The sequence below is a fragment of the Agrobacterium sp. 33MFTa1.1 genome, assembly GCF_004328495.1.
GTDB classification, from domain to species: Bacteria; Pseudomonadota; Alphaproteobacteria; order Rhizobiales; family Rhizobiaceae; genus Agrobacterium; species Agrobacterium pusense.
Genome location: NZ_CP036360.1, coordinates 312,567 through 338,815, shown reverse-complemented (window position 1 = coordinate 338,815; position 26,249 = coordinate 312,567). Strand labels below are relative to the sequence as shown.

At 56.9% G+C, this 26,249-nt stretch carries 31 protein-coding genes and 1 pseudogene; 5 read left to right on the top strand and 27 right to left on the bottom strand.

Annotated features, from left to right (window positions below; translation table 11 throughout):
• Positions 1–801 precede the first annotated feature (801 nt).
• From EYD00_RS25000 to EYD00_RS24985, 4 genes and pseudogenes are all read right to left on the bottom strand, one after another.
• Positions 802–1,393: pseudogene (locus EYD00_RS25000) on the bottom strand (oxidoreductase); the annotation flags it as partial.
• A 128-nt stretch (positions 1,394–1,521) separates the two neighbouring features.
• Complete coding sequence (locus EYD00_RS24995) at positions 1,522–1,797, bottom strand: hypothetical protein (RefSeq protein ID WP_022557147.1); 276 nt, start codon at positions 1,795–1,797, stop codon at positions 1,522–1,524.
• Positions 1,798–1,989: 192 nt separating this feature from the next.
• On the bottom strand, positions 1,990–2,217 hold the full coding sequence (locus EYD00_RS24990) for a hypothetical protein (protein ID WP_034499643.1): 228 nt from the start codon (positions 2,215–2,217) through the stop codon (positions 1,990–1,992).
• Positions 2,218–2,344: 127 nt separating this feature from the next.
• Entirely contained in the window at positions 2,345–2,554 is a 210-nt protein-coding gene (locus tag EYD00_RS24985; RefSeq protein ID WP_003519970.1) for a cold-shock protein, read from the bottom strand.
• 478 nt (positions 2,555–3,032) lie between these two features.
• Between EYD00_RS24985 and EYD00_RS26040 the strand changes: the two genes are divergently transcribed.
• Positions 3,033–3,290 carry a hypothetical protein gene (locus EYD00_RS26040; RefSeq protein ID WP_034499641.1) on the top strand — a complete coding sequence of 86 codons (258 nt, stop codon included), beginning with the start codon at positions 3,033–3,035 and terminating at the stop codon, positions 3,288–3,290.
• A 637-nt stretch (positions 3,291–3,927) separates the two neighbouring features.
• Here the strand turns inward: EYD00_RS26040 and EYD00_RS24975 are convergent.
• From EYD00_RS24975 to EYD00_RS24945, 7 genes are all read right to left on the bottom strand, one after another.
• A complete protein-coding gene (locus EYD00_RS24975; protein ID WP_034499639.1) occupies positions 3,928–4,356 on the bottom strand; it encodes a RidA family protein in 429 nt (142 codons plus the stop codon).
• A gap of 89 nt (positions 4,357–4,445) precedes the next feature.
• Complete coding sequence (locus EYD00_RS24970; RefSeq protein ID WP_034499637.1) at positions 4,446–5,093, bottom strand: LysE family translocator; 648 nt, start codon at positions 5,091–5,093, stop codon at positions 4,446–4,448.
• Between the two features lie 384 nt (positions 5,094–5,477).
• On the bottom strand, positions 5,478–6,236 hold the full coding sequence (locus EYD00_RS24965; RefSeq protein WP_034499636.1) for an alpha/beta fold hydrolase: 759 nt from the start codon (positions 6,234–6,236) through the stop codon (positions 5,478–5,480).
• Between the two features lie 109 nt (positions 6,237–6,345).
• Positions 6,346–7,080, bottom strand: coding sequence for a L,D-transpeptidase (locus EYD00_RS24960; protein ID WP_022557137.1), 735 nt, complete (start codon positions 7,078–7,080; stop codon positions 6,346–6,348).
• Positions 7,077–7,607 (bottom strand): VOC family protein, encoded by a 531-nt coding sequence (locus tag EYD00_RS24955; protein WP_020808329.1) that lies wholly within the window; start codon positions 7,605–7,607, stop codon positions 7,077–7,079. Before EYD00_RS24955 ends, EYD00_RS24960 begins: the two co-directional genes overlap by 4 nt.
• A gap of 65 nt (positions 7,608–7,672) precedes the next feature.
• The gene (locus EYD00_RS24950; protein ID WP_034499635.1) at positions 7,673–8,521 is read right to left on the bottom strand and encodes an alpha/beta fold hydrolase; all 849 of its coding nucleotides are present in this window, start codon (positions 8,519–8,521) and stop codon (positions 7,673–7,675) included.
• A gap of 47 nt (positions 8,522–8,568) precedes the next feature.
• Positions 8,569–9,393: an oxidoreductase gene (locus EYD00_RS24945; protein WP_020808327.1), complete on the bottom strand. Its 825-nt coding sequence runs from the start codon at positions 9,391–9,393 to the stop codon at positions 8,569–8,571.
• A 108-nt stretch (positions 9,394–9,501) separates the two neighbouring features.
• On the opposite strand from EYD00_RS24945, the gene EYD00_RS24940 reads away from it, so the two are divergent.
• A complete protein-coding gene (locus EYD00_RS24940; protein ID WP_020808326.1) occupies positions 9,502–10,365 on the top strand; it encodes a LysR family transcriptional regulator in 864 nt (287 codons plus the stop codon).
• A gap of 67 nt (positions 10,366–10,432) precedes the next feature.
• Here EYD00_RS24940 and EYD00_RS24935 read toward each other — a convergent pair whose 3' ends face one another.
• The 7 genes from EYD00_RS24935 to EYD00_RS24905 form a co-directional block, all read right to left on the bottom strand.
• On the bottom strand, positions 10,433–10,729 hold the full coding sequence (locus EYD00_RS24935; protein WP_022557133.1) for a chorismate mutase: 297 nt from the start codon (positions 10,727–10,729) through the stop codon (positions 10,433–10,435).
• Positions 10,730–10,770: 41 nt separating this feature from the next.
• Positions 10,771–11,355 carry a DUF308 domain-containing protein gene (locus EYD00_RS24930; protein WP_020808324.1) on the bottom strand — a complete coding sequence of 195 codons (585 nt, stop codon included), beginning with the start codon at positions 11,353–11,355 and terminating at the stop codon, positions 10,771–10,773.
• A gap of 275 nt (positions 11,356–11,630) precedes the next feature.
• The gene (locus EYD00_RS24925) at positions 11,631–12,407 is read right to left on the bottom strand and encodes a molybdopterin-binding protein (protein ID WP_020808323.1); all 777 of its coding nucleotides are present in this window, start codon (positions 12,405–12,407) and stop codon (positions 11,631–11,633) included.
• Positions 12,404–13,258 carry a cytochrome b/b6 domain-containing protein gene (locus EYD00_RS24920; protein ID WP_031233276.1) on the bottom strand — a complete coding sequence of 285 codons (855 nt, stop codon included), beginning with the start codon at positions 13,256–13,258 and terminating at the stop codon, positions 12,404–12,406. The genes EYD00_RS24925 and EYD00_RS24920 overlap by 4 nt, the downstream gene beginning before the upstream one ends.
• A gap of 110 nt (positions 13,259–13,368) precedes the next feature.
• A complete protein-coding gene (locus EYD00_RS24915) occupies positions 13,369–13,995 on the bottom strand; it encodes a hypothetical protein (RefSeq protein WP_034499625.1) in 627 nt (208 codons plus the stop codon).
• Between the two features lie 66 nt (positions 13,996–14,061).
• Positions 14,062–14,652: a TetR/AcrR family transcriptional regulator gene (locus tag EYD00_RS24910; RefSeq protein ID WP_020808320.1), complete on the bottom strand. Its 591-nt coding sequence runs from the start codon at positions 14,650–14,652 to the stop codon at positions 14,062–14,064.
• 55 nt (positions 14,653–14,707) lie between these two features.
• Positions 14,708–15,535, bottom strand: coding sequence for an oxidoreductase (locus EYD00_RS24905; protein ID WP_034499623.1), 828 nt, complete (start codon positions 15,533–15,535; stop codon positions 14,708–14,710).
• Positions 15,536–15,628: 93 nt separating this feature from the next.
• Between EYD00_RS24905 and EYD00_RS24900 the strand changes: the two genes are divergently transcribed.
• Complete coding sequence (locus EYD00_RS24900; protein ID WP_051674321.1) at positions 15,629–16,540, top strand: AraC family transcriptional regulator; 912 nt, start codon at positions 15,629–15,631, stop codon at positions 16,538–16,540.
• A gap of 51 nt (positions 16,541–16,591) precedes the next feature.
• On the opposite strand, the gene EYD00_RS24895 is transcribed toward EYD00_RS24900, so the two are convergent.
• From EYD00_RS24895 to EYD00_RS24875, 5 genes are all read right to left on the bottom strand, one after another.
• Positions 16,592–17,281 carry an aspartate/glutamate racemase family protein gene (locus EYD00_RS24895; RefSeq protein WP_022557128.1) on the bottom strand — a complete coding sequence of 230 codons (690 nt, stop codon included), beginning with the start codon at positions 17,279–17,281 and terminating at the stop codon, positions 16,592–16,594.
• 266 nt (positions 17,282–17,547) lie between these two features.
• Entirely contained in the window at positions 17,548–18,303 is a 756-nt protein-coding gene (locus EYD00_RS24890) for an SDR family oxidoreductase (protein WP_034499621.1), read from the bottom strand.
• Between the two features lie 88 nt (positions 18,304–18,391).
• Positions 18,392–19,810, bottom strand: coding sequence for an MFS transporter (locus tag EYD00_RS24885; protein WP_034499619.1), 1,419 nt, complete (start codon positions 19,808–19,810; stop codon positions 18,392–18,394).
• An 80-nt stretch (positions 19,811–19,890) separates the two neighbouring features.
• Positions 19,891–20,502 carry a TetR/AcrR family transcriptional regulator gene (locus tag EYD00_RS24880; RefSeq protein WP_031233272.1) on the bottom strand — a complete coding sequence of 204 codons (612 nt, stop codon included), beginning with the start codon at positions 20,500–20,502 and terminating at the stop codon, positions 19,891–19,893.
• A gap of 78 nt (positions 20,503–20,580) precedes the next feature.
• Positions 20,581–20,961, bottom strand: coding sequence for a winged helix-turn-helix transcriptional regulator (locus EYD00_RS24875; RefSeq protein WP_034499614.1), 381 nt, complete (start codon positions 20,959–20,961; stop codon positions 20,581–20,583).
• A gap of 46 nt (positions 20,962–21,007) precedes the next feature.
• On the opposite strand from EYD00_RS24875, the gene EYD00_RS24870 reads away from it, so the two are divergent.
• Positions 21,008–21,817, top strand: a complete 810-nt coding sequence (locus tag EYD00_RS24870) for an SDR family NAD(P)-dependent oxidoreductase (RefSeq protein WP_020808317.1) — start codon at positions 21,008–21,010, stop codon at positions 21,815–21,817.
• 45 nt (positions 21,818–21,862) lie between these two features.
• Here the strand turns inward: EYD00_RS24870 and EYD00_RS24865 are convergent, their stop codons facing one another.
• The 3 genes from EYD00_RS24865 to EYD00_RS24855 all read right to left on the bottom strand — a co-directional run bounded on the left by EYD00_RS24865 (position 21,863) and on the right by EYD00_RS24855 (position 24,224).
• Positions 21,863–22,849: an alpha/beta hydrolase gene (locus EYD00_RS24865; protein WP_034499610.1), complete on the bottom strand. Its 987-nt coding sequence runs from the start codon at positions 22,847–22,849 to the stop codon at positions 21,863–21,865.
• A gap of 192 nt (positions 22,850–23,041) precedes the next feature.
• A complete protein-coding gene (locus tag EYD00_RS24860) occupies positions 23,042–23,689 on the bottom strand; it encodes an NrsF family protein (RefSeq protein ID WP_022557124.1) in 648 nt (215 codons plus the stop codon).
• Positions 23,682–24,224, bottom strand: coding sequence for a sigma-70 family RNA polymerase sigma factor (locus tag EYD00_RS24855; protein ID WP_048903003.1), 543 nt, complete (start codon positions 24,222–24,224; stop codon positions 23,682–23,684). The genes EYD00_RS24860 and EYD00_RS24855 overlap by 8 nt, the downstream gene beginning before the upstream one ends.
• Positions 24,225–24,416: 192 nt before the next feature.
• Between EYD00_RS24855 and EYD00_RS24850 the strand changes: the two genes are divergently transcribed.
• Positions 24,417–25,202, top strand: a complete 786-nt coding sequence (locus EYD00_RS24850; RefSeq protein ID WP_034499606.1) for an alpha/beta fold hydrolase — start codon at positions 24,417–24,419, stop codon at positions 25,200–25,202.
• A gap of 326 nt (positions 25,203–25,528) precedes the next feature.
• On the opposite strand, the gene EYD00_RS24845 is transcribed toward EYD00_RS24850, so the two are convergent.
• Positions 25,529–26,215 carry a glutathione S-transferase family protein gene (locus tag EYD00_RS24845; protein WP_034499604.1) on the bottom strand — a complete coding sequence of 229 codons (687 nt, stop codon included), beginning with the start codon at positions 26,213–26,215 and terminating at the stop codon, positions 25,529–25,531.
• Positions 26,216–26,249: the final 34 nt, after the last annotated feature.

Below are 26,249 nucleotides of genomic sequence, written 5' to 3'. Positions count from 1 at the left end.
GAAATCCCTTGGCCCCAACGAAAGGAGGACACGGTGTCTTCCACACAAGAATACGGCCCGATTTCGTCTCACGATCTGAATATGTTGCGGTCCCTGTTGTCAGATGCCGGCTTTGAAATCGACACGCGCTCGGATGACGACCGGTCATTCAACAAGGCCACCCGCAAGATAATCGATCTTTTTCAGGGTGGAATGACCGACCCTTCCAAACTCAAAGGAGAAATGCTGTTCCTGTTCGGGGTACAGAAACGGGAACGTGTGCCCTCCCGCAGACCACTCCCGAGGTATGCAATCCAAGGTCTTCCGGGGTTCGGCAGATAGCGGGGAAACACCTGTGCGCGCATATGTTCTTGGAAGCATGATGCTTTGGTCCGCTTTCTTTCTGATCTGGTATGTGTTGACGCTTTATACCGCCAGCAAAGACCTTGAAGAAATACGATCCGGTCCGGCCGGAGGAGTAGTTATGTCTGCGTCCCGATGCGGTGTAGAACTGGCGACTCTTCTCGCGATGGGCGACAAGCTCTTGAAAGCCGGCGGACCAGAAGTGCCGGCGGATTTACGCGCACATATTGAATATTGCATCTCCTCTGATACAGCGAGTCGAGATAGGCTTAGGAAGACACAGCTCATAAGATTTTTCCCCGACGAAAGATAGCCTGCGGACTCCGCCCTTGATTTCATCAACCCCATCATAAAACTTAATGCTCTCTGTTTTCACTCTGTGCTACGGATCTTGGGTGCGGACAGGTGTCCTTTGAGGCGACGGTGGCCAGAGACTTTTTGATATGGCGCGGCATCCGGCTACGCAGCCTTGGGAATTATCGGAGATTGATGATGATCGATATCGCAGGAGCCCCCCCCGAAGTACGCCCCCTGATGACTCACGGCCGGAAGTCCCGATGAAGCGGGATAATCGATATAACCCGCAGCGCCGCCGCCATACAGCGTGACCCGATCTCAGCCGGGGTCGCTTTGCAGTCGTTCGACGAGATTCGGATTGGCGACGAACGGGCGTCCGAAGGCGATCAGATCTGCCTTGCCATCGACCAGATGCGGCGTTGCAAGGTCGAGGTCACAGCCATTATTGGCGATATATGTCCTGCTGAAGCGGCGGCGGAGCGATCCGTATTCGAAGGGTGCGACCTCGCGCGGGCGACCCGTCTCGCCTTCAACGACGTGAATGCAGGTGATGCCGAGAACATCAAGTCGATCGATGATATACTTGTATTGCGTCTGGGGACCGCTACAGGAAATGCTATTTGTAGGCGAAACTGGCGAAATCCGGCACACCCGTGCGCTCGCCGCCGATTTCCTGCGCCACCGTGGCCGTGACCTCGAGTATCAGACGCGCGCGGTTTTCCATCTTGCCGCCATAGGCGTCCGTTCGGACATTAGGGCTGTGAGCCTCCCATATAGTTCCTGAAAGCAGACGCTCGCCAGCGACTTGCCGCGCGCAAAGCCGAACTTATCCAAAATGCTCATACGAAACAGCAGCGATGCGGCTCACGGCCCGATCTTCCACTAGATTCGATCATATGTGAACGATGTCAGCAGCGTGGTTACAAAGTTACTCGCATTATCCTTGACAAGCGCTTCCGTCCATTCATTCGTCCCGCGTAGCCGCAGGTCTGCATAAATGCTGTCGACGGCGGCCTCTTCGATCCGCTTGATGTTCGCCAGAAAGACTTCCTCTCCGGCCGCATGATACATGTCTCGGATCACCATCCGCAGGATTTCCTGGATTGCGATCTGCCATGCCGTGTTGAGTGCCTGAAGTTCGCCGATACTGTCTGCCATAGGTATCCCCTTCGGTTGCGGAGTGCAACGGTTTGAAAGAAACTGCGGACAGAGTTTGATTGATGATCTCACGCGACCAAGCCATTTGCTATAACCGCCTTGCCTTGCGATTGGCGTACCGCCGATCGTGCTCGGCCTTGCGGGCGGCCTCGTCGTGTTTTATCCGTCCGCGCCCCACTCTTCCTGGGCAGATCAGACCGTCTTGGCCCGTCGTTTCGTGAGAAGAGAGGCGGTCGTCGCCTCACGGTCCTTCAATTCTTTCGCAAGTCGCGCTTCACGAAGCCGCCTCGTCTTTTCCTCGCGGGCCAGAACGAGGGAATCGAGTTCCTCGACGGCGCTGTTACGCGCGAAGAATTGCGATTGAGTATTGGCGAAGGCAATCTCCGCCTTCTGCCGGGATTTGCTGTGCGTCTGTGACATGGCTTTTCCAGATTTAACGCCGCCGTGGCAACAAAAAAAGGTCAGGCAATCTGCCTGACCTTGCTGGTATCATGCTCTCGCCAGTGCCAGTACATCCGTGGTCAACGGAGAGCGAATACCGGGATGATTAAGCGGCCTGGAGGTTGCAAGCCGACATCTTGCCCGACTTGTTATCGCGCTCAAGGTCGTAGCCGATCTTCTGACCTTCAATGAGTTCGCGCATTCCGGCGCGCTCGACGGCCGAGATATGCACGAACGCGTCGGTGCCGCCATTGTCAGGCTGGATGAAGCCAAAGCCCTTCGTGGAATTGAACCATTTAACTGTGCCAGTGGTCATGATGAACCCTTTCATAGCAATAAGAGGACCACAACGCCTGCGGCGCTGCAGATGCGATAGCGATTTTTGAGAGAAAAGGCTCGTTCAGGGCACGGTGCCAGACGCGCGATAACCAAAGCTAAGCAAGCAAATATCGACAATCAACATATAGGTCGCTCATATGCGATTGTCAACTTTTAGTTTTTTTCTCGCCAATATTCTCAGCATTTAGTTGTAATTTCCGAGGCCGTTTCACAGCCTAGACTGCGGAAACGGAGCTGGGAGCGTAACCCGACACTAGGTTCACCTATGGAATCACGGTCGTCCGAAAGCAGAAATGGACTCCGGTCCCGACGGAAAACCACCGTCTCGCTGGCGTATAACTCCGGACATGAACCGGAGCAACACAGTGCGCGATTGACTTGAAAGCGCTCCTGACAGCGGTTTCATCCTCGCCGTTACATATCCGGCCTTATGAAGCATCTGGTTGAGAATTCGATTGCTGCCGGGATCGAAATCGACGGCGTGGACGCTGGAAGACATGGTGTCCTCCTTTCAGATTGCGGGCGCGGCATTAAAGCCCCCGGCGGCAGCGCCCGGTGTAATTGCTGCCGAGGTCATGATGATGAGGCCCGCTCGTCTGTTTAGCAATCCTTCAATTAAGGTCATTTGGGGGCGGGATAGCTTTGAAGCCAACCCGCACAGATATTTGCCGTTCTGTAAAACCGTTAATATCAAAGAACGAGGGCTAATTTGACCCTCCATCGATACACGCGATGCTCACTCCTGAGGAGCGGCAGGAATGAAGGAGTGGCGATGTAAAGTGCACTGCCGCCCAAAGCTCGCTGGCTCGGTGGGATGCAGCTTTCCCGCCGCCGTCGTCCGAAACCTGCCCGTCAATTTCCCATCCCTTAACATCGTTGAAGGCCTGATAAGCGAAAAGACTGCTTTAGGGACCGTGTAATTGCTATGCTTACGTCCGGAATGAAGGGGCAAAGCAGCTTTATCCGTGGATAACGAACAACGACTGCTTCGAAGGCGCAAAGCCGTCGTTGCGAATGAACCACAGTTAGCTCGAGCAAGATGCCTTGCGAGCGTCTTCGCTCTTGAACGGATACCAACTCGCGATCTGCTCATCAGACCTCTAAGTGACTGAGACTTCGACTACTAAGCGTATGCGGATCGGTGGTGCGGCGTACCGGAGCTTATGGAACCGCTAATTCCAGCCGACCAAGGAATATTATGGAGAGAATACAAACCTGTCGCAGCCGCGGCATTCGCGATACAAACCGCGGCTGGTCGTCCACCAGCTGCGTCGTTTTGTTATGTCTTCTACACCAGCTGTCCGGTCGAATTTGAGCACTTTTCGACTTCGGCGGGGATCAACTGCCGCTCTATTCCAACGGGTGCGAAGGTATAGCTGCCACAACTTTGATTTCCACAAGAAGACCGGGATGGGCAAGTTCAGAGACGCCAATGCAAGTCCACGCGCATGTTCCGCGGGGGAAAATACGGTCCTTTACCTTGCGAAAGGTATGTATGTGCTGCTGCAATCCGACATGATACGTAGTCATTTCGACAACATCTTCGAAGCTGCAACCTGCCGCTGACAAAACGGTAGCTAAGTTGTCCCAACACGCCTCGAATTGCTTCTCTGGGTCGTTGATAACATTCATGTTGGTATCACGTCCAACCTGCCCCGCGCAGAAAACCAGGTTTTCGAAGCGTACTGCAGGGGCATAGCCTGCCCGCTCCACAATGGGCTTCATTGCCAGCGGCACGATAATTTTGCGATTCACAAATGATCCTTTCTTCGTCCGCATAGGCCGAGCCAAAATTAGCTAAGTGAATGCACTGATGCGATGGGGTCGTTGTATTGAAAGCGCGTTAGCCCCGGATTAGGTTGAGACGATCAGGCAGGGCTCTTTGCCAATAACAAGCGACCGCCTAGCAAAATCAAAGCCGCCCCGGAAACTGTTTTGATCCTTCTGGCGATGTGCGGGCGATTGAGGAAACCGGTGACGCTGCCGATAAGGAGGACAACTACGCCGTAAAAACCTACAGCGATCAGAGCATGTGTGAGTGCAAGCGCGGCGCCATTTGCAAGCACCTCCTGTTGGTGGCCCTCCAAGAATTGGGGGAAGACCGCAACGTAAAAGATCGCCGGTTTGGGATTAAGGAAATTGCTGAGATATCCGCGAACGAAGGCTTTCGGAGCTGTCAGGCTCATTGGAACCCGGCTTGGATTTATGACAGATGCATCCAGACCGCGCAGCGACAAGAGAGATTTGATCCCCAGCCAGATGAGATAGGCTGCACCCAACAGTTTCATGACTGTGAACAAGATTGCCGACGCTGCGATCACTGCCCCCACTCCAACAAGTGCCAACGTGGCATGAGAAACGATGGCTGCGGCGAACCCGAATACCATCCCGAAGCCGGTCAGCTTCGTGTTGCTCGGCGAATTGGCTAGGAGCAAAGCCAGGTTGGGTCCCGGTGTCACCACGATCATGGTAACGATAGAGATAAATATGAGGTATTGATGCAGAGGGATGGACATGGCAACGACCTTGCGGTTTGGGCACAATTAGAGCGTACTGCATCCGACCGTTTTCCGGCCTGAATCATACGAAGGAGTTCGAGTCGAGACGGAGTTATCGGGTACAGTGCTCCCGGGCAACAGATATGCAGAGCACCGTTTCAACGAGGTTGAGAAGTTGAGCCATCCTACATTCGTAAGGAGTGCGCTCCTGCTGTACCTTCCATGGCGATCTGCATTGAAGGCCCGCGACGACACCAGGCTTCGAAGCTCGATGTTGGATCGCGGGACCCTCTGATGACAACGTTTATCCGATGCAGCGATCACATCACTAGCAAGGCACGAGTCCAAACTCGCAAAACGCCGCAGCTTGTGAATTTGCAGAGTTACCGCGGTCCTTTTCTGTCAGTCGACAGCTTCCGCGGCCTCCTCGATCACCTTTGCAACTGCAGCTGCCTGCGTTATATAAATGGCGTGGCTGCCCTCTACCTCTGTCACCCTTGATCCGGCGCGCTTGTACATCCGGCGCTCCAGTTCGGGGTTGATGGTCTTATCGTTCTTGCCGACAATCCCATAGCTGGGCTTATCGTGCCAAGCGGCAATAGACACGGGTGCACTGGTGGCCGCGATGGCGACAGGCATCTGAGACCGGGCCATAAACTCGCCCTTTTCCTTGGGCAGATCCGCCCCGAAATCAGCTGCGAACTTTGCCGGGTCGATAAGCAGGAAGCCATCCTTTGTCGGCTTGATATCGTTGGTGGGTGACGGCATCGATTGGAGCAGTTGTGCGGTGCTCTCGCCCTTTTCTGGCTGCAGTGCCGCAACATAGACTAGTGCCTTGACCTTGGGATCATCACCTGCTGCCGTGATGATCGTGCCCCCATAGCTGTGGCCGACGAGAACGACGTCCCCGTCCTGCTGATCAAGCACGCTCTTCGTGGCTGCAACGTCCTGATCCAGGCTTGTCAGTGGCTGCTGGACGATGCTGACATGATAGCCGTCGCGGGTCAGGATGTCATAAACGCCGCGCCAGCCCGAACCATCCACGAGCGCGCCATGCACAAGCACGATGTTGCGCGCGTCCGCTAAGGCTGGGGCTGTTAGGGCAGCGGAAGACAAAAGCGCGGCAATGAGGCCAGCGGCCGCTTTACTGAAGTTCGACATGGTCGGTTGTTCCTTGAGCTTTGTGCGTGAAATAACTGAGGCTTTGAAATCGCCTGAAGGACATGTCTCTCCCCCTATCCGAAGGAGAGACGAACGTGATCGCTTGCGCTTACTGCTTGACGACAATTGGAGCCTTAATCGGCACGCGTTCATAGAGGTCGATAATGTCCTGGTTGAGCAGGCGCACACATCCGGAAGAAACTGCCTTGCCAATCGAGCGCCATTGCGGATTGCCGTGCAGACGATAGAGTGTGTCGTGGCCACCGGAGAAGATGTACAGCGCTCGAGCACCCAGCGGATTTTTCAGGCCCGGCTCCATGCCGCCATTTTCGATCGAATATTTGGCCAATTCCGGCTGGCGGGCGACCATCTCGTTCGGCGGCTTCCAACGCGGCCATTTCTGACGCCACTGAATGATGCCGTTGCCCTGCCAGGCAAAGCCATCGCGCCCGATCCCGACACCATAGCGCATCGCGGTCCCGCCCGGCTGGACGAGATAGAGGAAGCGGGAGGGGGTGTCGACGACGATCGTGCCGGGCGCCTCGCCAGTCGGGTCGAGGACCTGCTGGCGATAGTAGCGCGGATCGATCTGCTTGTAGGGGACCGCCGGGATTAGAAAGCCGCCATCCTCGGTAGGACCGTACATGACAGCCAGTTCGGCATCTGTCGGCGCACGAGCGATGTGGACAGAGCCGATCGGTTCCTGGAGAGGCGTCGACTGTCGCCCCACCATCCGGCCCGTGCCGGGGGTGGAGACGCACCCTGCCAGGGCCGAGACCGCAGCCATCGCCGAAAGCGACAGGAGGCTGCGGCGGGATGACGAGGTATCAAAGCTCACGCTCATTCCTCATCCTGCCATCTGCGCAGCTCCGTCTGGTCGTGATAGGCCATGCGATCAGGCGTGGTGATAAACTCGATCATCGTGCCCCACGGCGCTCGGCAATAGCAGACCCTGTTTCCAGGACCTTTTTCGGTTGCGTAGGGAATAGCTCGTGGTGCCGTAAGGGCTGTTCCGCCAGCCTTCTCAAAGCGCTGTACCGATGCGTCGATGTCGTCGGTATAGACACCAAAATGCGTGATGCCGAAGTCGCTCGGTGTAACCGGTTGCGCTTGTTTGGGGCCGTGCATTTCAAAGAGCTCGATGTCAGGCCCGGTTCCGATCTTGACCATCGCCTGCGCACGCACAACCGTTCCCGGGTAAGCACCAGTGGCCCGCTCGAACTCGGGTCCCTGCCTGGCCGGATCCTGCGGCCCGAACGATTGGTAGATCACCTGGCCGCCAAAGGCTTCCACCAGGAACGATTTTGCCGCTTCGATGTCAGGCACCGTGATGCCGATGTGATTGACGCCGCGAATGACAGGTGCGGTCATGACAATTTTCCTTTCTTGTTAAATCAATGAACGCGATCGAGCTCAATTTGCCCGCATCGCAGAGTTCACTTGGCCTTGAGGAAATCGATGAGAGCAGCGGCCACTTCATCCGGGCGCTCGTCCGCCACATAGTGACTGCAGCGGGCAATCGAGCCGCCAGTTACATCTGTGGCGAACTCCCTGAGCATCGCGACCATATGAGCACCGAAACGCTGCTCGCCGCCGAGACCTAAAACCGGAATCCGGAGCGGTTGTTTTTTGTATTCAAGCGCGGCCGCATGGTCGGCGGTCAGTGTGCGGTACCATTCCATGCCACCGCGCGTGCGACCAGGAAGTGCCATTGCTTTCGCATAAATGTCGATATCTTCAGGATTAAAGATGCTGTGATCGTAAAACCGCTCCGCCATGAAGGTCGAAACATAGTCATGTTCGCGGCCATAAATCAGGCGTTCCGGCAGATCCCGATTAGCATGGAACGCGAAGTGCCAGATCTTCGCCGTCGTCGCCTCCCACTGGCTCCAGCCAGGAAGCGGAACATCGAGGACGGCAAGGTGAGTAACCGCATCTCGATAGATAGCGGCCTGCGGAAGCGCTACCATTCCGCCGATGTCATGGCCGCATACGGCATAGCGTTGATGCCCAAGGGTAATCATGACCTCGTGCGCGTCGCGCGCCATCGTCGCCTTATCGTAGCCGTCAAGCGGGCATTCGGAAAAGCCTGCGCCGCGTAGATCAATCGCCGCCACGCTGAACTGCTCCGCCAGCAGCGGCATCACATGGTGCCATTCCCACCATGTTTCCGGCCAACCGTGAAGCAGAAGGATCGGGGGGCCGGAGCCGCCCGTGACGGCATTGATCTTGATGCCGTTCACCGGCACCAATTGCTGGGTAAACCCTTTCAATGTTGGGATCATGATGACTTTCCAATCGATGTGACGTTCAAGCAGTGCTAGCTGCCAGATCAGGGCTGATCGAAATCGGTGGCAATCGAGATGTCGCGCCAGGTGTCGATATCGCGGCGAAACGAAGCCAGCTTTCGCTCAGCGATTGAATGCGCGACGGGCCCAAGCGGCAGATGAAGCGGGGTATTATCGGCGTCGACCGCCTGCAGGATCACTGCAACCGCCTTGTCGGGATCCCCTGCTTGATTGCCGTTGTTGGTTTCCCGATAGTGCCTGCGCGAACTCGCGGCGTATTCCGGCATCTCGTTGGCCGCCATCGTGATCGAACGGCCGAGGAAATCGGTGCGAAACGGGCCAGGCTCGACGATCAGCACACGGACGCCGAACGGCTTCAGCTCACCGGCGAGCGCCTCGGAAACCCCTTCAACCGCAAACTTGGCGGCATTGTAGTATGCTGCGCCGCCGCTGCCCGCGATCCCTGCGCCGGACGACATATTGACGATCATTCCGCCCGAACGTCGCAAGCTCGGCAGCGCTGCTCTGGTGGTTTCGATAAGACCGAAAACGTTCACCTCGAACATCGGTCGATATTCTTCCGGCGTGCCTTCCTCGAGCGCGCCAAACAATCCGTAGCCGGCATTGTTGACGAGGACGTCAAAGCCGCCGAATGTCTCGACCGCCTTAGCGACTGCGGCTTTGACTGCCGCCACATCCGTCACGTCGAGCGGCAAGGTGATCATGCGGCCACCGAAAGGCTCAGCCATTTCTTCGATCGAGTTGACGTTGCGGGCAGTTGCGACAACCTGATCGCCTCGCTGTGCCGCGGCGAGCGCAAGCCGCTGGCCGAAGCCGCTTGAGCAGCCTGTGATGAACCATGTTTTCATAACGTTTCTCCGCTTGGTTTCGAACATGACTTGAATCTAGATTTTTAGATCTGTACTTGAAGTGACAGTTTTGTATTTTCACCGTTCACTTTTGTAAGGGCTTGGGCCGTGGAATGGAGCGACGTAAAAATCTTCCTTGCGATTGCGCGATCCGGCACGCTCGGCGGTGCTGCGCGTGCTCTTCATACAAGCCATCCGACCGTCGGCAGACGGCTGCGTGCCCTTGAGGATGCCATCGGCCACACACTCTTCCAGCGGACCGCGGACGGTCTCGTGTTGACCGAGGAGGGCCATGGGATCATCGCCCTGGCAGAGCAGATGGAAGAAGGCGCGCTGGCCATGGAGCGCCGGCTCGCCGGGCAGGAGCAAAACCTCAAAGGCAATCTGCGCATCTCATCGGCAGACTGGTTCGGGGCCTATGTCCTGCCTCCCATCGTGGCGGATTTCTCGAAAGCCTACCCCAATGTAGACGTCGAGATCCTGACGGGCACTCGCCTGTTCAACCTCGCCCAAAGAGAGGCCGACGTTGCCTTTCGCATCGTTCCGTTCGACACTGCCGATGTCATTCAGCGGCGGCTCTTCAGGCTCGAATACGGCGTCTACATCGCCGAGGAGTCGCCTGACCCTAAATATGGCGACGGGACTGGTTTCCGTCTGATCACCCACGACACTTCGACAGGGCAATTTCCCGACATAGCCTGGCTCGCCGAGAGTTTTCCGAACGCGAGACCTGTGCTGCGATCAAACAACCGAAACGTCCAGGGGCGAATGTGCAGGCAAGGCGTTGGGATCGCCGTCCTGCCCCGCGCAGTAGGCAATCAAATCCCGGGTATCCGCAGACTAGAACTACCCAAGCACCCGCCGGCGCGAGACATCTGGATGGGATATCACCGCGACCTGCGACGTCTTCAGCGTCTTCGGGCGTTTATCTCGGCCGTCTCGGACCACATCACAAATGCCCCTGCATGGTAAGCCGCGCGAAGAAGATCGATTCTCCCCGCCGATCCCCGGCTGCGGTAGGACAGCCGCCACAGACAACTTACTTGCTGGCCGCAATCTCCCTGTGCCGCTCCACCACAGCGCCCACGATCATTGTCATCAGCCCTTCGACGAAGTGCCGACTGAGGCCAACGTCATTGGCGATACTCATCACTCGATCCAATTGGCGTCGCTCTCGCTCATTATCGACCGCCGGCAACGCCTGTTCGGCTTTCAAGTGGCCGACATGCTCGGTACAGCGAAAGCGTTCGGCCAGAATATAGAGGAGAGCGGAATCCAAATTGTCGATGGTCCTCCGGTAGGAAGCGAGTTGCTGTGCCACATCATCTGTCATCATTTGAATATCTTCCAAGTCGTTTCGTAGGCGCGAGGTAGAGCTTATGAGATGGGATGCATACTGCGACGCGACAGGGCGATCGTCAGCCAAATTGCCGAAACCAGGAAGTAGAATGCGCCGACGCCAGCGTAGCCCGCAACCGTGGCGATAGAAGGCTCCTGAGGCCTTTGCGCCTGAAAGATGAAGAGAGCACCGGCCACAGAGGATTGGGCTCCGCTCAAAATCATCACCCACTGACCTCCACTCGTTCTCCAGCGCCGCACGGCAGTTCCAAGCTGCAACAGGCCTGAAAAGATCGCCCATAGACCGAAAGCGCCGAGAACCCAGTTCATGTTCATTGTCAGCGCCAGGATCACGGCTATCGTCATAACCGAGCTCGCGGCGACGTTGATCGCTTGGCTCCGGTTGGCGGCAAGACCGCCGCTCCTCGCGGCATCGATAACGTTGGCGACTGCATCCCAAGCGGGGTAAATGATCAGCAGAGCGGCAGCCACCGCAAAGGAATGTTGTCCGGCCGTCAACGCAGTCGCGACCCACAGCGATGAGAAGGCCGCTCTGGTAAAGTAATACTGCTTGAGCCACTGGTCGTTGCCGCGCGCGGCACGGGAGGTCTGGTTGTTCGACATCGTTTTCTTTCACTTTCTGAACTAGTTGTTTAATGGTTCGCGCAAGCGTCGTCAGATGAAGGCGAAACGCTTGCCCAAGAGGGTGTTCTCCTCCCATTCAGTACGGCGGATCCGATCGCTTTGCCGGAGAGTTTCCCGGCTGACATTTCGGGACTATCGAGGTCCTGGCCGTCGCGAGAAGAAACCGTCGTCCCGCCGCCGTGGGCAACCCTTGATGCCCATGCCTTTCCGAAGGCTCATGGATTGTTTTCCTGTGGTTCACCATTTCGATTACCTCAGATGCCGGCGTACCACTCGTAGCCACGGTCTTCCCAATAGCCGCCGTTCCCACCCCACAGCCCGGCGAAGCTGTCGACCAGTTCGATACGCATGATGTATTTTGCCTGTTTGTAGCCAAGCTGTCGCTCGACCCTGAGGCGCAAGGGCGCGCCGTGGCCGACGCTGAGATCCTGGCCGTTCATCTGGTAGGCGAGGATGGTTTGAGGATGGGCCGCATCGATGAGATCAATGCTCTCATAGTAACGACCGCTTCCGTCGAGCGTCTTTTCGAGTTCGTCGGCACAATGCAATACGACGTAGCGCGCCGTTGGCTTGACCCCGGTGAGGCGCAACAAGTGGGAGAGCGGGACGCCTTTCCATTTACCGATCGCACTCCAGCCTTCGACGCAGTCATGGCGGGTAATCTGGGTGCGGGAAGGAAGCGCCTTCAGATCAGCGAGTGAAAACGTCTGAGGTCGATCAACAAGACCGTCGATCTTCAGTCGCCAGTTTGCGAACTTGCCTTCCAGCAGCTCCGCATATTCATCGCTGTCGGGAGCACTCGTTCCATTGACACGGAAGGAGGGGGAAATGTCCTTTTCGTCAAACTCGCGCGCCAGTGAATCGCGCCCCTGAAGCAGTCTTTGGGCTTTTATGGTCAGATGCTCAGCTGAGCGAAGGACTTTTGCGACGTCTGCGTTCTGGTCCAAGAGGTCGCAACCCGAGAGAGTAAGGGCGCTGGCCCCGAGCGTGCCGCCGATGAGAAAGCGGCGTCGGGTGAAAAGCTTGCTCATGATTTCGGGCCTTTCTCCTGGATCGCATAGCGTCCGGTGATCATCGAGCGGATGTTGTTCCAGGTCCCGGACAGGACCACCATTGCCACATGCACGACAACGAAGATGACAAGCGCCGACGCTGTGATGAAGTGGATGGTGCGCGCGGACTGACGTCCGCCAAAAATCTCGATCAAGGCGGGCAGAGCGGCATCGACGCCCGGTGACATGGTCAGGCCTGTCAAAACCATCAGAGGCAGGAGGACGACAATAACGGTGAGATAGGTGAGCTTTTGAAGCGCGTTGTAGTGCCTGGCCTCCTCCCCTTCTGGAAAGCGGAGCCGAGCGTGGTCGAGGATTTCGCGGCCGAGGTGGCGCGGCGAGATCTCATGGGGCTTTGGCGCCAGGTCTTTGCGGAAATGTCCGCTGAGCACGCTGAAGCCGAGATAGACAATGCCGTTGATCACAAGCAGCCAGGCGAAGAAGAAATGCCAGCGACGTCCGGCGGCAAGATCCTGGAATGAAGGGATGGTTGCCCAGGAGGGAAAAGCGCGTGAGACCTGTTCGCCATCAGCCTGAGAAACGCCAAGCACGCCCGTCGTGGGGATCTTCAACCCGGCAACACGTACGAAACCGCGCGGCTGACGGCCGCCGTCATCGGAGCCTATTGTCAGAACGGCGGGATCGCCGTTCGCGCCATAATGACCCCAATAAAGCTCTGGGTGGGCATTGAAGATCTGCAGCCCGCTCAAAAGAAGGAAACTCAGGCAAAGCACGTTCAGCCAGTGCGTGACACGGGTCACAACCGAGTGCCGGCGGATAAAGATCGTCCGTGGATATTCAACATTGTCGTTGGAAGCGTTTGCGCTCATCTCAGCGTCTTTCATCGTTGACATTTTACGGCTGCAGATCAGGCGTCGCCGATTTCTAGTCACTGGCCGAAGCAGTAAGGCGGCTGCTCCGGCCAGTGGCGGCGTGCTCTTCACATAGGGGGAACCACGCCATTCCTGCCGACGACCACCTGGTGGGCGATCGGGCCTGTTGCAGCTTTTTCAGCTGTGATGAAGACCACGGCACCAGGAACGAGATCATCCTTGGTGGCCGCGGCGATGGTCACGACCGGTGTCCCATCCGGAATAGCGATCTTCTTTTCCTTGCCATGATAGGTCACGGTGACAGTCCGGCCATCGACGCCTTTAACGGCATCCGCGACCGTCGCATTGGTCATGCTGCTGTCCGGCTTCAGATCCCAACCGTAGCTCCCCTCGCCTGTGCCTTTCATTGCCGGAGGGAAAATCAGGACCTCAAGTGCGCCATCGCCACCATCGGCCTTTGGTAGGGATGCAATGCCGACAAAATCGCCCGGCCTGATGTCGGTGACCTTGGCATTCGCGACGCCTGCCAGCTTCCAGTCGTCTGCAAGCGCGACGTCCATTGTCTCCCCTTCGCGGGTCTTCACTTTGAGCGTTGACCCCTGGTAGTCGACGATGCTCCCGCGGACATGGATCGGCGCGGCTTTCTTATCCTCGGCAGATGCGGGTGCCGAAAGGACAGTCGCAGAAAGGATGCTTGTCAGCCCGAGGGCTAAGGCTGGGGAAGTATTTCTCATTTTATCTTCCTACTAGTTGGTAGTTTCGATGGACGCGATTCACCCGAGTAGCCTTGCCACGCAGGATTAGTGAGAAACCGTCGGCGTAAGACGATTGAGGGCAGGTTCGAGTATCATTGAGAACACTTCCGGCTTCCCATTGGCTCTCGCCGAAAGCATTGCCCCGTAGACGGTTGCCAGAAATGTTTCGGCTTCGACATGCGGCGCACTGGTAAGACTCAGCTCGCCCTGCTTGGAACCTCGCTCCATGACCGAAGCCAGCCACGAGGAGATGAAGCGAAAAAAGTTCGTTACCTCGGTTGCGACCTCCGTGGGGAGGGATGGCAGTTCACTCGCAAGCATAGCACAGACACAGTAGGGTCTGCTGGCATCCTCAATGCACGCAGCCCAGTGGTTAGCATAAGCCTTGAGGATGTCCAGAGCATTCGGAACCTTCTGCTCAAGGATTGCCACGCTTGCCTGGCCATCCTCTCGATAACGCTTGACCAGCTCACGCACCAGATCGACCTTGCTGGGAAAATGATGATGGATGCTGGCCTTGCGGATACCGACAATCTCCGAGATATCGGCGTAGCTGAAGCCATTGTAGCCGCCGCTTATCAGAAGGTGTCGGGTGGACGCCAGAATGTCGTCCGAGGTGGTCGAAAGATTGCTCATGCAGCTTGTCTACCTTCTAGTAGGCAGATCGTCAATAGCAAATTTTGGGTTTGCGCTAGCCGTCTGTGGAAACAGTCACGCTCTCCCAAGCTTCGATTTCCTGGGTCAGGCGTTCGATCCGCGCCGTTACATGTCTAAGCGCATCGCTGCCAAGGAGAAGTTGCGGCGGGGGATTTTCAGATTCGATGAGGGTCAGCACCGCGTCGGCGAGCTTTTTCGGATTTCCGAGCTGCTTGCCGCTCACTGCCTGACGCGCCTCGCGGATCGGATCGAACAGGGTATCATAGTCAGCAATGGAACGCTCTGTGCGGACCATAGAACGGCCTGCCCAGTCCGTCCGGAACGAGCCGGGGCAAAGGGTTGTTACGTGCACACCAAACGGCGCCATTTCCGACCGCATGACCTCTGAAATACCCTGCAACGCGAACTTGCTGCCGCAGTAATAGGCGATGCCGGGCATGGTGATCATGCCTCCCATCGACGTGACGTTGACGATAAAGCCGCTTCGGCGCTCACGGAACCTCGGGAGGAACGCCTTGGCGACTGCAACGGCGCCAAACACATTCACGTCGAACTGGCGGCGCATCTCCTCGATCGGCGATTCCTCAAGCACACCCTCGTGCCCATATCCGGCATTGTTGATCAGCACATCGACTGGGCCGTGCTCTTCCTCCGCTCGCTGCACCGCGACCGGAATACGATCAAAATCGGTGACGTCGCAGAGGACCGGGCGCAGTTCCGGGAGGGTCTTTGCCAGCGCTTCGCGCGAGGCTTCGGAGCGGATGGTCCCGATGACGGTATGACCGGCTTCGATTGCAGCAGTGGCGATCGCCAGCCCAAAACCCGATTTCGCCCCTGTTATGAAAAACGTTTTGCTCGACATTTCTGAAACTCCTTGATTACCCGTTGATGTGACAGATAATCTGGAGACAACGCGGGTTCGATTGCGAATCCTCTTAAATTTTTGCCAATTCCTATGAACTATAAAATGCCGCCCTCTACACATGACCAGTCTGCCGCCTTGGCCGGACAACTCGCTCCTCGTCTTGGCTACAACCAGACCGGGCTCAGTTGTGTCCATATCCTACGCACGGAAGCAGTGCTGTACGACATTCCGGTTCTTTATAAGCCGGGCGCCGTGTTCGTATTGCAGGGGAGCAAACACGGAATTCTGGACGGGGAAATCTACCTCTATGACGAGCACCACTATCTTGCCGTTTCGGTGCCCGTTCCCTTTAGGATGACATCTACAGCCAGTCCACGGCGGCCACTGCTCGCGGTCTATTTAGAGTTCGACATGCAGATGGCGGCCGAGATCGCCACGCAGCTTGAAAAGCTCGCGGGTCCTGCAAGCGTCAAGCCAAAAGGGCTCTTCTCGAGTAGGATGGACAGCACTATCGAAGACGTCCTGCTGCGCTTGCTGACGGTGCTCGGCAGTCCGGTTGAGGTCGCCGTCCTCGGCGGCTCCATCCTGCGTGAGTTGCATTACCGGGTCATGTCAGGGCCGCAAGGCGGCGCAGTGATCGCCGCCCTGCAGCGGAAAGGGACGTCGGGAAAACTGATCGAGAGCCTGGCATGGCTGCGCAAAAACTACGGCTCTGAAATCACCGTCGCGGACCTTGCCAGAGCGGTGGGCATGAGCATTCCTTCATACCATGTCCATTTCAAGGAGCTGACAGGCTCAAGTCCGATGCAATACGTGAAGGCGATGCGGCTCCATGAAGCGAGACTGATGATCGCCCGCCAGACGGCGACAATTGCAGAGGTGGCGGCGTCAGTGGGCTATGTCAGCCCGGCGCAATTCAGCCGCGACTTCAGACGGCATTTCGGGCGTACCGCATCGGAAGAAGCGAAGTGGGTCAGGCATCACCTGGGCGAACAGGTTTGACCATTGCCCCTCACCGTTATGACGATCGATCGACCGTCAGAACACAACATGTCATTGTAAAGCGGTTTGAAGGGCGGCTTTGCAATGAATGAGGGTCGTGTCGAAGACGGGAACGCCTACGTTATCCTGGTTTAACAGCATACCCACCTCGGTACAGCCGAGGATAAGACAGTCGCAGCCTTTGTCGACCAGACGCTGCGCAATCCGTTCATAGGTCAAGCGGCTCTCCTCGCGAACGATGTCGCGGCACAGCTCCTCATAGATAATACGATGGGTTTCTGTTCGATCATCAGCTTCAGGGATCGTTGGCGACAGCCCCTGAGCGATGAGGCGGTCGGTGTAGAAGGTCTGCTCCATGGTGAAGGCCGTTGCCATCAAACCCGGTCTCCGGAAACCGCGGTCGAGGATAGCGGTTGCAGTCGCGTCCGCGATGTGCACGAACGGGATCGACACCCTGCCCACGATCTTGTCCGCCACCTTGTGCATGGTATTCGTCGCCAGAATGAGGAGGTCGGCACCTCCGCGCTGCAGCGCGATAGCATGTTCATTGAGGATTCGGCCCGCCGCGTCCCAATCGGAGGATGCCTGCAACTTTTCGATTTCGTCGAAGTCGACAGACCGTATGAGAAGCTCGGGAGAATGGAGTCCTCCCAGGCTCTCGCGGGTAAGCCTGCAGAGTTCTCGGTAATAAATCTGGGTTGACGTCGCGGACATTCCGCCAAGTATGCCGATGGTCTTCAAATTCTTCTCCATGTTCATACGTTAGGTCTGTTACCGCTCAACGGGCGCTTGAGCAGAAACCAGGCTACCCATATTTGCTATTTTGCTACGATCGCAACGCAGGAAAACCACCAACGGAGTGGAGAAATTCCTGGATGATGGCCACCGCCCGCTTCGCCAAATTTACGCGCACAGTGCAGCGGAGGGAACTCCGCAGCCCATTCGCGCTTAAATTCCGCATTATCACCTACAGGACAGAGCGGCGAGGCACCGCCTCGTATCAATGCTCAGGCACTGATGCCGCCATCGACGAGAATGCCTGAGCCGGTGATGTAGGCTGCACCGGGACCTGCGAGAAAGGCGACGGCCTCTGCGACTTCAATGGCTTTACCGTATCGAGCAATCGAGAGGTTTGGCAGGATAGCGGCTGCGAGCGCGCCATCGGCAGGGTTCATGTCAGTATCAATCGGACCTGGTCGAACCAGATTGACAGTAATTTCCCGAGAGCCCAGCTCACGTGCGAGACCGCGCGTGAAGCTTTCCAGCGCAGACTTGGTCGCGGCATAGACCGCGATCCCCGCGAACGGCACAGCCAGACCCGCGTTGCTGCCGGTACTGATGATGCGACCTCCGTTGGGAATATATTTCAGCGCTGCCTGGGTGATCAGAAAGACACCGCGAACATTGACGTTCAGCTGCAGATCAATCTCCTCAAGTGGCTGCGTGGAAAAATCACTTGCGAAAAGGACGCCGGCATTATTGACCAGAATATCAAGGCTGCCGAGGCGGGCGACGGTCTGCTCGACAGTGGACCTTGCCGCTTCTGTACGCGCGGCATCGGCATGGATGGCGATCGCTTTGCGACCCATGGCGCGGATCTCAGCAACGAGGGCTTCCGCTTTCTCGACCGACTTCTCATAGGTGATCGCAACGTCGGCACCGTCCTCGGCCAGTTTCAGCGCAATTGCCGCACCGATACCGCGTGCCGCACCGGTGACCAGCGCGCACTTGCCGGCAAGAGGTAGTGTGGAGATGTTGTTCATGGAGATTACCTCTGAATGTTTCTGTTTTGCTGGGGAGTTTTACCCCGTTTCCGCGCGATCGGCTGATGATGCGCTGCGATGGCGCCGCTTATCGACGCAACGGTTGGGTCGATGTCAGGCTGACGGAAAGCCATCCCGCGATGAGAAGACAAATGGCAATTGCAACCGCTGCAACGCTGTATGCTTGGCCAATGGATTGAACGTCTGTGGCCGGCCCCAAGATCGAGAAGAACAAGCCGCCAACGATTGCGGCTGCCAACGCACCGCCAATCTGAAACATCGAATTGACCAGACCAGAAGCCAATCCTGACTGCGTCCGGTCTACCCTTTGCACGATGCTCTTCACCAGGTTTGGAAGGGCGATCCCCTGCCCCGCACCGATAAGAAAGAGCGCAGCAAAAAGGAATTGCGGAAGGCCAGTAGAAATCAAGGCCGCCGTTCCAAACAATCCTGCAGCCTGCAGCACCATGCCGGCGCCAGCGGAAAATCTCCCGAAGACGCTGAGGATGCGCTCGCTTGCAAAAGGACCAAGGACGAAGCCGACAGCCGCAGGAAGGATCGCCAGCCCGGCCTCGAAAGGCGTCCGACCAAGGCCACCCTGCTCATAGACCGAGAATATCAGCCAGAAGGCCGCAAGGGCGTAGAAGAACAAGGCAGCCAGGAGCCCGCGCAGTAGCCCACGGTTTTGCAGCAGGCTCGGTGCAAGAATCGGATCTTTCCCCGTCGATTCCAGATGTTTCTCATGCCGCCAAAACAAGACGAAAAACGGAAGACACGTGGCAAGCATCACGATAAGCCAGATCGGCCACCCGTGCTCCCGGCCCTCGATCAGCGGCGCAATCAGTGCAAATAGCGCAATCGCGATCAACAGTGCTCCGCCAAGATCCAGTTTGCTTGGGTGCGCAGATCGGGTTTCTCGCAACATGATGAAGGCCGACGGCGCAGCGACTGCAATAACCGGCAGGTTGATGAGGAAGATGGCTCTCCATCCAAGACCAAGAACATCAAGCGCAATCAACGCACCACCAAGAAACAGACCAACCATCGATGCCATCCCGAATGTCAGGGCATAAAAGCTGAGGGCTCTTGATTTTTCTTGGTCTGGGAAAATGGCATTGATCGAAGCCAAGGCCTGCGGTGCCATAATTGCCGCTGCAAACCCCTGAAGGATACGGCCGGCGACCAACGCGGCTGGAGACCAGGCAAACCCGCATAAGGCAGATGCGGCTGCAAACCCGACCATTCCAGCCAGAAAGACATTTCGTCGACCATAGAGATCTCCAAGCCTGCCGCCAGTGATAAGCATCACAGCATAGGTGGTGGCGTAACCGGAGATAATCAGCTGCATCGTTGACGCAGAAGCCCTGAGATCTGCCCGGATCGAGGGCAGCGCCACATTGACGATGAAGAAGTCAAGCGGTGGCAAAAAGGCGCCGGTCAAAAGGATGATCAGTGCAATCCAACGACGTGGATCGAGTTTGTCATCGGGATTGCTCGTGTCTCTCATAAGTGTCTCCACATCGACCAAAAAATCGATCGACGGTTTGAAATGATAAAAATTGGGAACCTATTGGTTCCAAATTGAAGTTAGCCAAGCGCCTTCAGCGCCAGTTCGACCATGGCCCTCGTCTCAGCGCGATCCGCTCCTGCTTTGGCAAGGACCCGCATGCCCTGAATCTGACACACGAGGAACCTCGCAAGCGTTCGTTCATCCAGCTCGGGATCGATTTCGCCCAAGGCCTGCGCTCTTATTATCGCCGCCGCATAAAGATCTTGCAGCCGCCTGAACAGCCGGGAAATACGTGGTGCGACCTCTTTATCCTTTGGGAGCATCTCGACAGCTGCAAAGACGACAAAGCATCCACGCAAACCGTCCTGTCCCGATGCTTGATCCACCTGTTGAGAAAAAGCTTCTAAAATCGCGGCTTTGGGCGACGGATTGGAATGAAGCGCTTCACCGACCGAGCGAACCGCGTCCTCAATGTAAGCGTCGAGGGCGCGCAGATAGACGCCTCTCTTATCGACGAAAGCCTTATAAAAGCTGCCTCTGGAAAGTTTCATACCCTCAAGCAAGTCGGGAAGGGATGCTTCGTGATATCCACGATCCCAAAATACGTGCATTGCTTTTCGAACTGCTTCATCGAGTTCAAATTCTCTAGGGCGACCAACGGACGCGGATATTTGAGTGCGCTTGACCATAAGTTCTATATGGAACCATTTGGTCCATAATGCAAGCGATATTTTCGGGATCGCGCCAAGCGTCGGCACCCAAGTTAGTTATCGACGCCGATCAACAGGATAATCCCGAGAGAATTCCCTGACCGCCATCAAAATCGGCATAAGCCCGTGGCCTGCTGAACTCAGCGAGTATTCGACTCGAGGAGGCTGCTCTTGAAAGTCGTGTCGGCTTATGAGGCCGTCATTTTCCAGTTCCCTGAGATGTTGCGTTAGCATCTTCTGGGATATGCCAGGTATGTCTCTCATGAACTGCGATGCCCGCAATGATGGTTCGGCGAACAATCGGAAAAGGATCGGCAGTTTCCAACGTCCTGTGATCATCCGAAGCACCCTGCTGACATGAGAGACAGAACCGTCGGCTCCGAGGCATGTCGCCCTGTCCTCGACAGGCACTTTAAAGTGCGTAATTGCCTGTTTCATCGACGAACCTCATATCTGCCGGAGACGATAACACGGACCAAATATCATGGACTTACAACTCCAGAACAAGGTTGCGCTGGTCACGGGAAGCAGCAAGGGAATTGGCGAGGGTGTGGCCAGAGGCCTCGCAAAGGAAGGGGCAACCGTTCTTGTCCACGGTCGCGACAGAATGAAAACGGAGGAAGTCGCGCATGACATCATATCCTCTGGAGGTCGGGCATTCGCGGTAGTCGGTGACCTGACAGTGTCGGATCAGGTCGATCGTCTTGTTAGGGATTCCAAGGCCGCAGCAGGGTCGATCGACATCCTGGTCAACAATGCTGGCGGATCTGCCCCGGCGGAGGATTGGACCTCGACAAACTCTGAAACGTGGGCCGCTGTCTATGACAGAAACGTGCTCGCATCTGTGAGGATCGTCTCGCTCGTTCTGCCCGCAATGAAAGCGTCGCGGTGGGGTCGGATCATAAACATCTCAAGCCTGGCGGCCCTGATGCCGCCTGCAAGTCGACCGGACTACTCTGCCGCCAAAGCAGCCATGATCGCGATGACGGCGTCGCTCGCAAAAGACGTTGCTGCACAAGGCATTACCGCAAACACCGTTTCGCCTGGAACAGTGCATAGCATCAGTTTGGATACCGCGTTCCGTAAGAAAGCCATTGAGAGGGGCATGGCCATCGACGCCCCTTGGAATGACGTAGAGAGAGAAATCCTGCCGTTGTTTGCTCAGGTGCCCCTTGGACGGGTAGGAACCCTCGAGGAGATTGCGGATGCGATTACATTTCTCTCGAGCCCCCGTGCTGGCTATATCACAGGAGCAAACCTCCGACTTGATGGCGGAATGTGGCCAGGGATGTAGCAGGACAACAGAGGGGCAGCGCCAAAACTTTGTGGGTTTCCGGCCTCAGTTCCAGTTTGCCATGACGAACCGGTGGATCTCCGCTTCGAGTTCCTGCTCTTCCGGTGTCCCACCCATGAAGCCACCATGGGGCATGGCTTCAAAGACGTGCAATTCGGTTTCCACGCCAGCTTTTCGCAAGGCTCGATGCATCCTCACCGTGTTCGATAGGAACAGGTCACGCGTGCCGGTCTGCAGGAATGTCGGCGGAAAGCCCGCCAAATCGCCGAAGAGCGGCGATAGATAGGGATTGGAAAGATCGGCACCACCGGCGTAGAGCAGGTTGTTTGGTCTTAGCGGGCGGGGCAGAACGAGATCGATCATCTGGTTGGTCTGGAAGCTGTCACCGGATTCGGTGAGGTCAACCTGTGGCGAGAGCAAGACTAATCTGCCAGGCATTGGCATACCTTCATCTCTCGCCCGCAGCAGCATGGCGGTCGCGAGATTGCCGCCCGCCGATCTCCCCAGGATGATTATCTTGTCGGGGGAGTGACCTGCCAAGACATGACGGTACGTGGCTAAGCAGTCATCAAGAGCGGCCGGATAGGGATGCTCAGGCGGCATCCGGTAATCGACGCCGTAGCATCGCACGGCATGCTGGTGAGCTTGACGTCGCGCACTGACAAGACAGGCCTCACCGCCTCCGAACACCAATGCGCCGCCATGCAGGTCGATGAGTGCGCCACGCTCATGAAATGCTCCGTACGGCGTCGCGACATGGATCGTTGCTTGCTCGACTACGATTGTGGTGACGGTAGACTGCAGACTCCCGGCAAGATCTTTGGCCGCGGCGGCGTAATGCGCATCTACTGCGGCTTTCATCATCATCCAGCCTGAAAAATCCTCTGGGGACGGCATTTCGAACCGCGCATTGATAGGGCTGCCGTCCTTGTCGACCAGGCGCGACAGTGCCGCTTGTGCTTCGACGCTGATGGACTGTGGGACCTGAATTATCCGTGAAGGGACGGCTGCACTGCGTAAGGAATTGCTCATTTCTTGCTCTGTAATGAAACGAAGCGATGACGATTTTTTCTCGAATCCGGGCGCCGGTCTGGCCTGTCGACTTTAGATGATCGGCCCGAGACATGAGATCGCTTCAGATTGGCGCTTGGGTCCGCAGCCAGATGACTGACTGTATCCCATTGCGTTGAAGGGAGAATAGCATCTATTACCAAACTGACCTTGCTACCACCTCAACAGTTTGGGCCCGATTAACGCTCCCAGTGCCGTTACACATGCAATGGCGATCGAATACCATACCGCCACAAAGGCAGCGCCATCGTTGAGGCAGGCGATGGTATAGGCGAGACCACCCACGGAACCTGCAAGGAAACCGGCAAAAGCGCCAGCCTGGCTGAGGCGCGTGGGCGTTCCGGCTCGCATCGCAGAAAAAATAGCGGCGAGCGCCGGGGTGGAAGCCATGATGATAGTACCCGCACATTTTGGCACGGAGTAGGTGTGAACCCCAAGCAGGGGAAAGCCGCTCCGATCAAACAGAGCTCCGGTAAGCAGGAACATCAATGCTGGAGCAAGAAAAAGAACCGTGCGAGGCGCCTGGCCCGGCTGGACCACTGTCAAAACAAGCTGAAACCCGCCGGCAGCTACAAGAACCATGCCGATGACTTTGAACAGGAACGTCCATGTCGGGAGTATCTGCATGAGGTCGGAGCGAGGTCCGGCGATCATCACCACGACGCCAGTCGCTGCCAGGATCGAAAAGACCAGCGCGACAGGAAGGACGATCGAGAGACGGAGCAAAAGTGACGAACCTTTACCAGCTTGCGCTGCAAGCCCTCGAATAAGATCGTCCGTTGGCTGTCGATTGTCATTCATGCCCGGGGCCCCTTCTCTGTGTTGCCGCCATTAGTTTCTTCAACGAGCGATGGAAGGCGACGCGCACCGCTCCCTCGGTGGAACCGATGCGCGCCGCGGCCTCTTTGGTAGAGGCACCCTCAAGCCCGATGGCTCGGACAGCAGCCTGTTCGCCAGGGGGCAAGGCGGAGATTAGTTTTTCGACATCTGCCGGATTGCGTTCAGGATCGACGACCCCCTCAGATGAGAACAATCCGGCCCACTGCTCTTCGGTCAAATCGACGCGCATGCGTGCGTCTCGGCCCAAGCGCCGGCTGGCGTCAATGATCTTGTAGCGCGTGATTGCGTTCAACCAGGGAAGCAGAGACCGCTTCGTATCCCATTGGTGGCGACGGGTATGTACTGCTATGAGCACTTCCTGTACGACATCCTCTGCCTCGTAGAGACTGAAGCCCATATATCGCAAATGCGCCTCGGCGATCCGCCGCACCGAAGCGGCGAAAGCCCTGAGAAACGCCTCGTAGGCAGCGCTATCTCCAGTGCGTTCTGCGCGCATCGCTTTCGCCCATCTGTCTTCCCGTGTGTCCATGCACCCATGCTTTCGGTTGGACGAGACCCGTTGTTACGTCGTATCGCGAATTTATTCGAATTTACGCGCCGATCACATAGTCGTGACGATGTAAGATTGGGGAATTCCCAACGAAAGACTCCTCCGAAGCATGTGCTTTACGATGAAAGGAAGTCCGGAATGATCATGAACAGGCGCACATTTTCCACTGCTATGCTTGCCGGCGCGGCAGCATCAATGCTTTCAACCAAAGGCATGGCCGCATCGGCGGCCGGCCACCCAGAAAAGGCCCGTAACGTTGTCTTCGTCCATGGGCTATTCGCAGATGGTTCCTGCTGGAGCGAAGTGATATCGAGGCTGCAGCCCGAGGGCTTGAACATCACATCCGTGCAGAACCCTCTGACTACTCTCTCGGAATCGGTTGCTGCTGCGGAGCGAGTACTGGCGCGGCAGGATGGGCCAACAGTATTGGTAGGGCACTCATTTGGGGGAATGATTGTAACTCAGGCCGGCATGCATCCTAATGTGTCGGCTCTCGTGTACGTCGCCGCCCGTGCACCCGACGCAAACGAGGATTTCGGCGCTTTAGCGAAAACCTTCCCTACTCCCCCCGCTTCTGCCAGAATTGTTTTCGACGGTGAGGAAGGAAGACTTAGCGAGAAGGCGTTCCTCGAGGACTTCGCCGGTGACATTCCCACGGCCCGCGCGAAGGTGCTGTATGCAACGCAGTATCCTTTCCAGAAGACGCTACTCTCAGGCAAAGTTACCGAAGCCGCTTGGCGCCACAAGCTCAGCTATTACGCGGTGTCGAGCGAGGACCGCACGATCAACCCGGACCTGCAGCGCTTTCTCGCCAAACGCATGGACGCAAAGGCAATCGAATTGAAAGCCAGCCATCTCTCGCTGATCTCGCACCCGGACGAGGTCGCGGAGCTTATCCTGGAAGCTGCAGGCCAGAAAGCCTAACCCGATCCGCGAAATTCAGACAGTCAGACACCGCTGCGCGACCTCCCCTAAACCTGCGCTAGTCGTCCAGTGACCTCTTTGCAAAGCGGACGGTTTCTAGGCAACGAGGCAAGCAGCGCAGTCGAGAGAGGACGACAGCCAAGACTGGGGGTGTCGTTCTTTCTCCGAGCTGTTAGGCAATGAATATATGTGTGCCAGGTTGTTCAGATTTATCTCTCAAGCAATCTAGCTCTTGATGGGAATCGAACCGATGTCCGGTCACCATAAACGACTGCTTGCATTGTGTTTTCAGCCGCCTAAAGCATATCCTAAGGACGGGACGCACGTTAAAACCGGACACCGGTCTGGTCCATCAAGCCGAATGCCTTCCCCCGCTGCTCCTCGGGATAGGATGGCCGCTTGGCGCTGGGGCGCTGACTGAAACGATCGAACCAAGTTTGGAGCTTAACGCACTCGGGCGGGATCGGTACGGCGTAAAAATCGCTCGCGTATTGCAGCGTCGCCATGGCCACGCAGTCAGCCAGCGTGACGTATTGACCGGCAATGAACCGCTCTTCGGGCATCAAGCTTTCGACAAGCCGCAACTGCCCGATATACCGGTCGGCGCCGATTTCGGCGACCTCCCGACTCGATCGCACCGCGCCTTGCCCAAGCACACTGCCGTGGCGCGCCCAAAGACCGAAGAATGTCAGGGCCTCATCGAACATGTAAACGCATTGGCGCACCTTCGCCCGCACAGCCGGCGTTTTCCCCCGCATATCGGGATCCGGAATTGTGTCCTCGATATAGTCGAGGATCGCCAGCGATTGGCCGATGACGGTGCCATCGGCATGCCTCAGGATGGGAAGAGATCCCATGGGAGTAAGAGCCCCGATCTCGGGCGGAGGCATGTTTGCAAGCGTATCCGGCTGCGCATACACTGTCATGGCGACGCCCCCAGGCTGCTTTTCTGCCAGGTAGATATTCAACCTTTGCGGATAAGGCCCAAAGGCGAAATTGAAGATTTCGATCAAGCTGATCCCTCCTTATCGACAGGGCGTTGTTCGC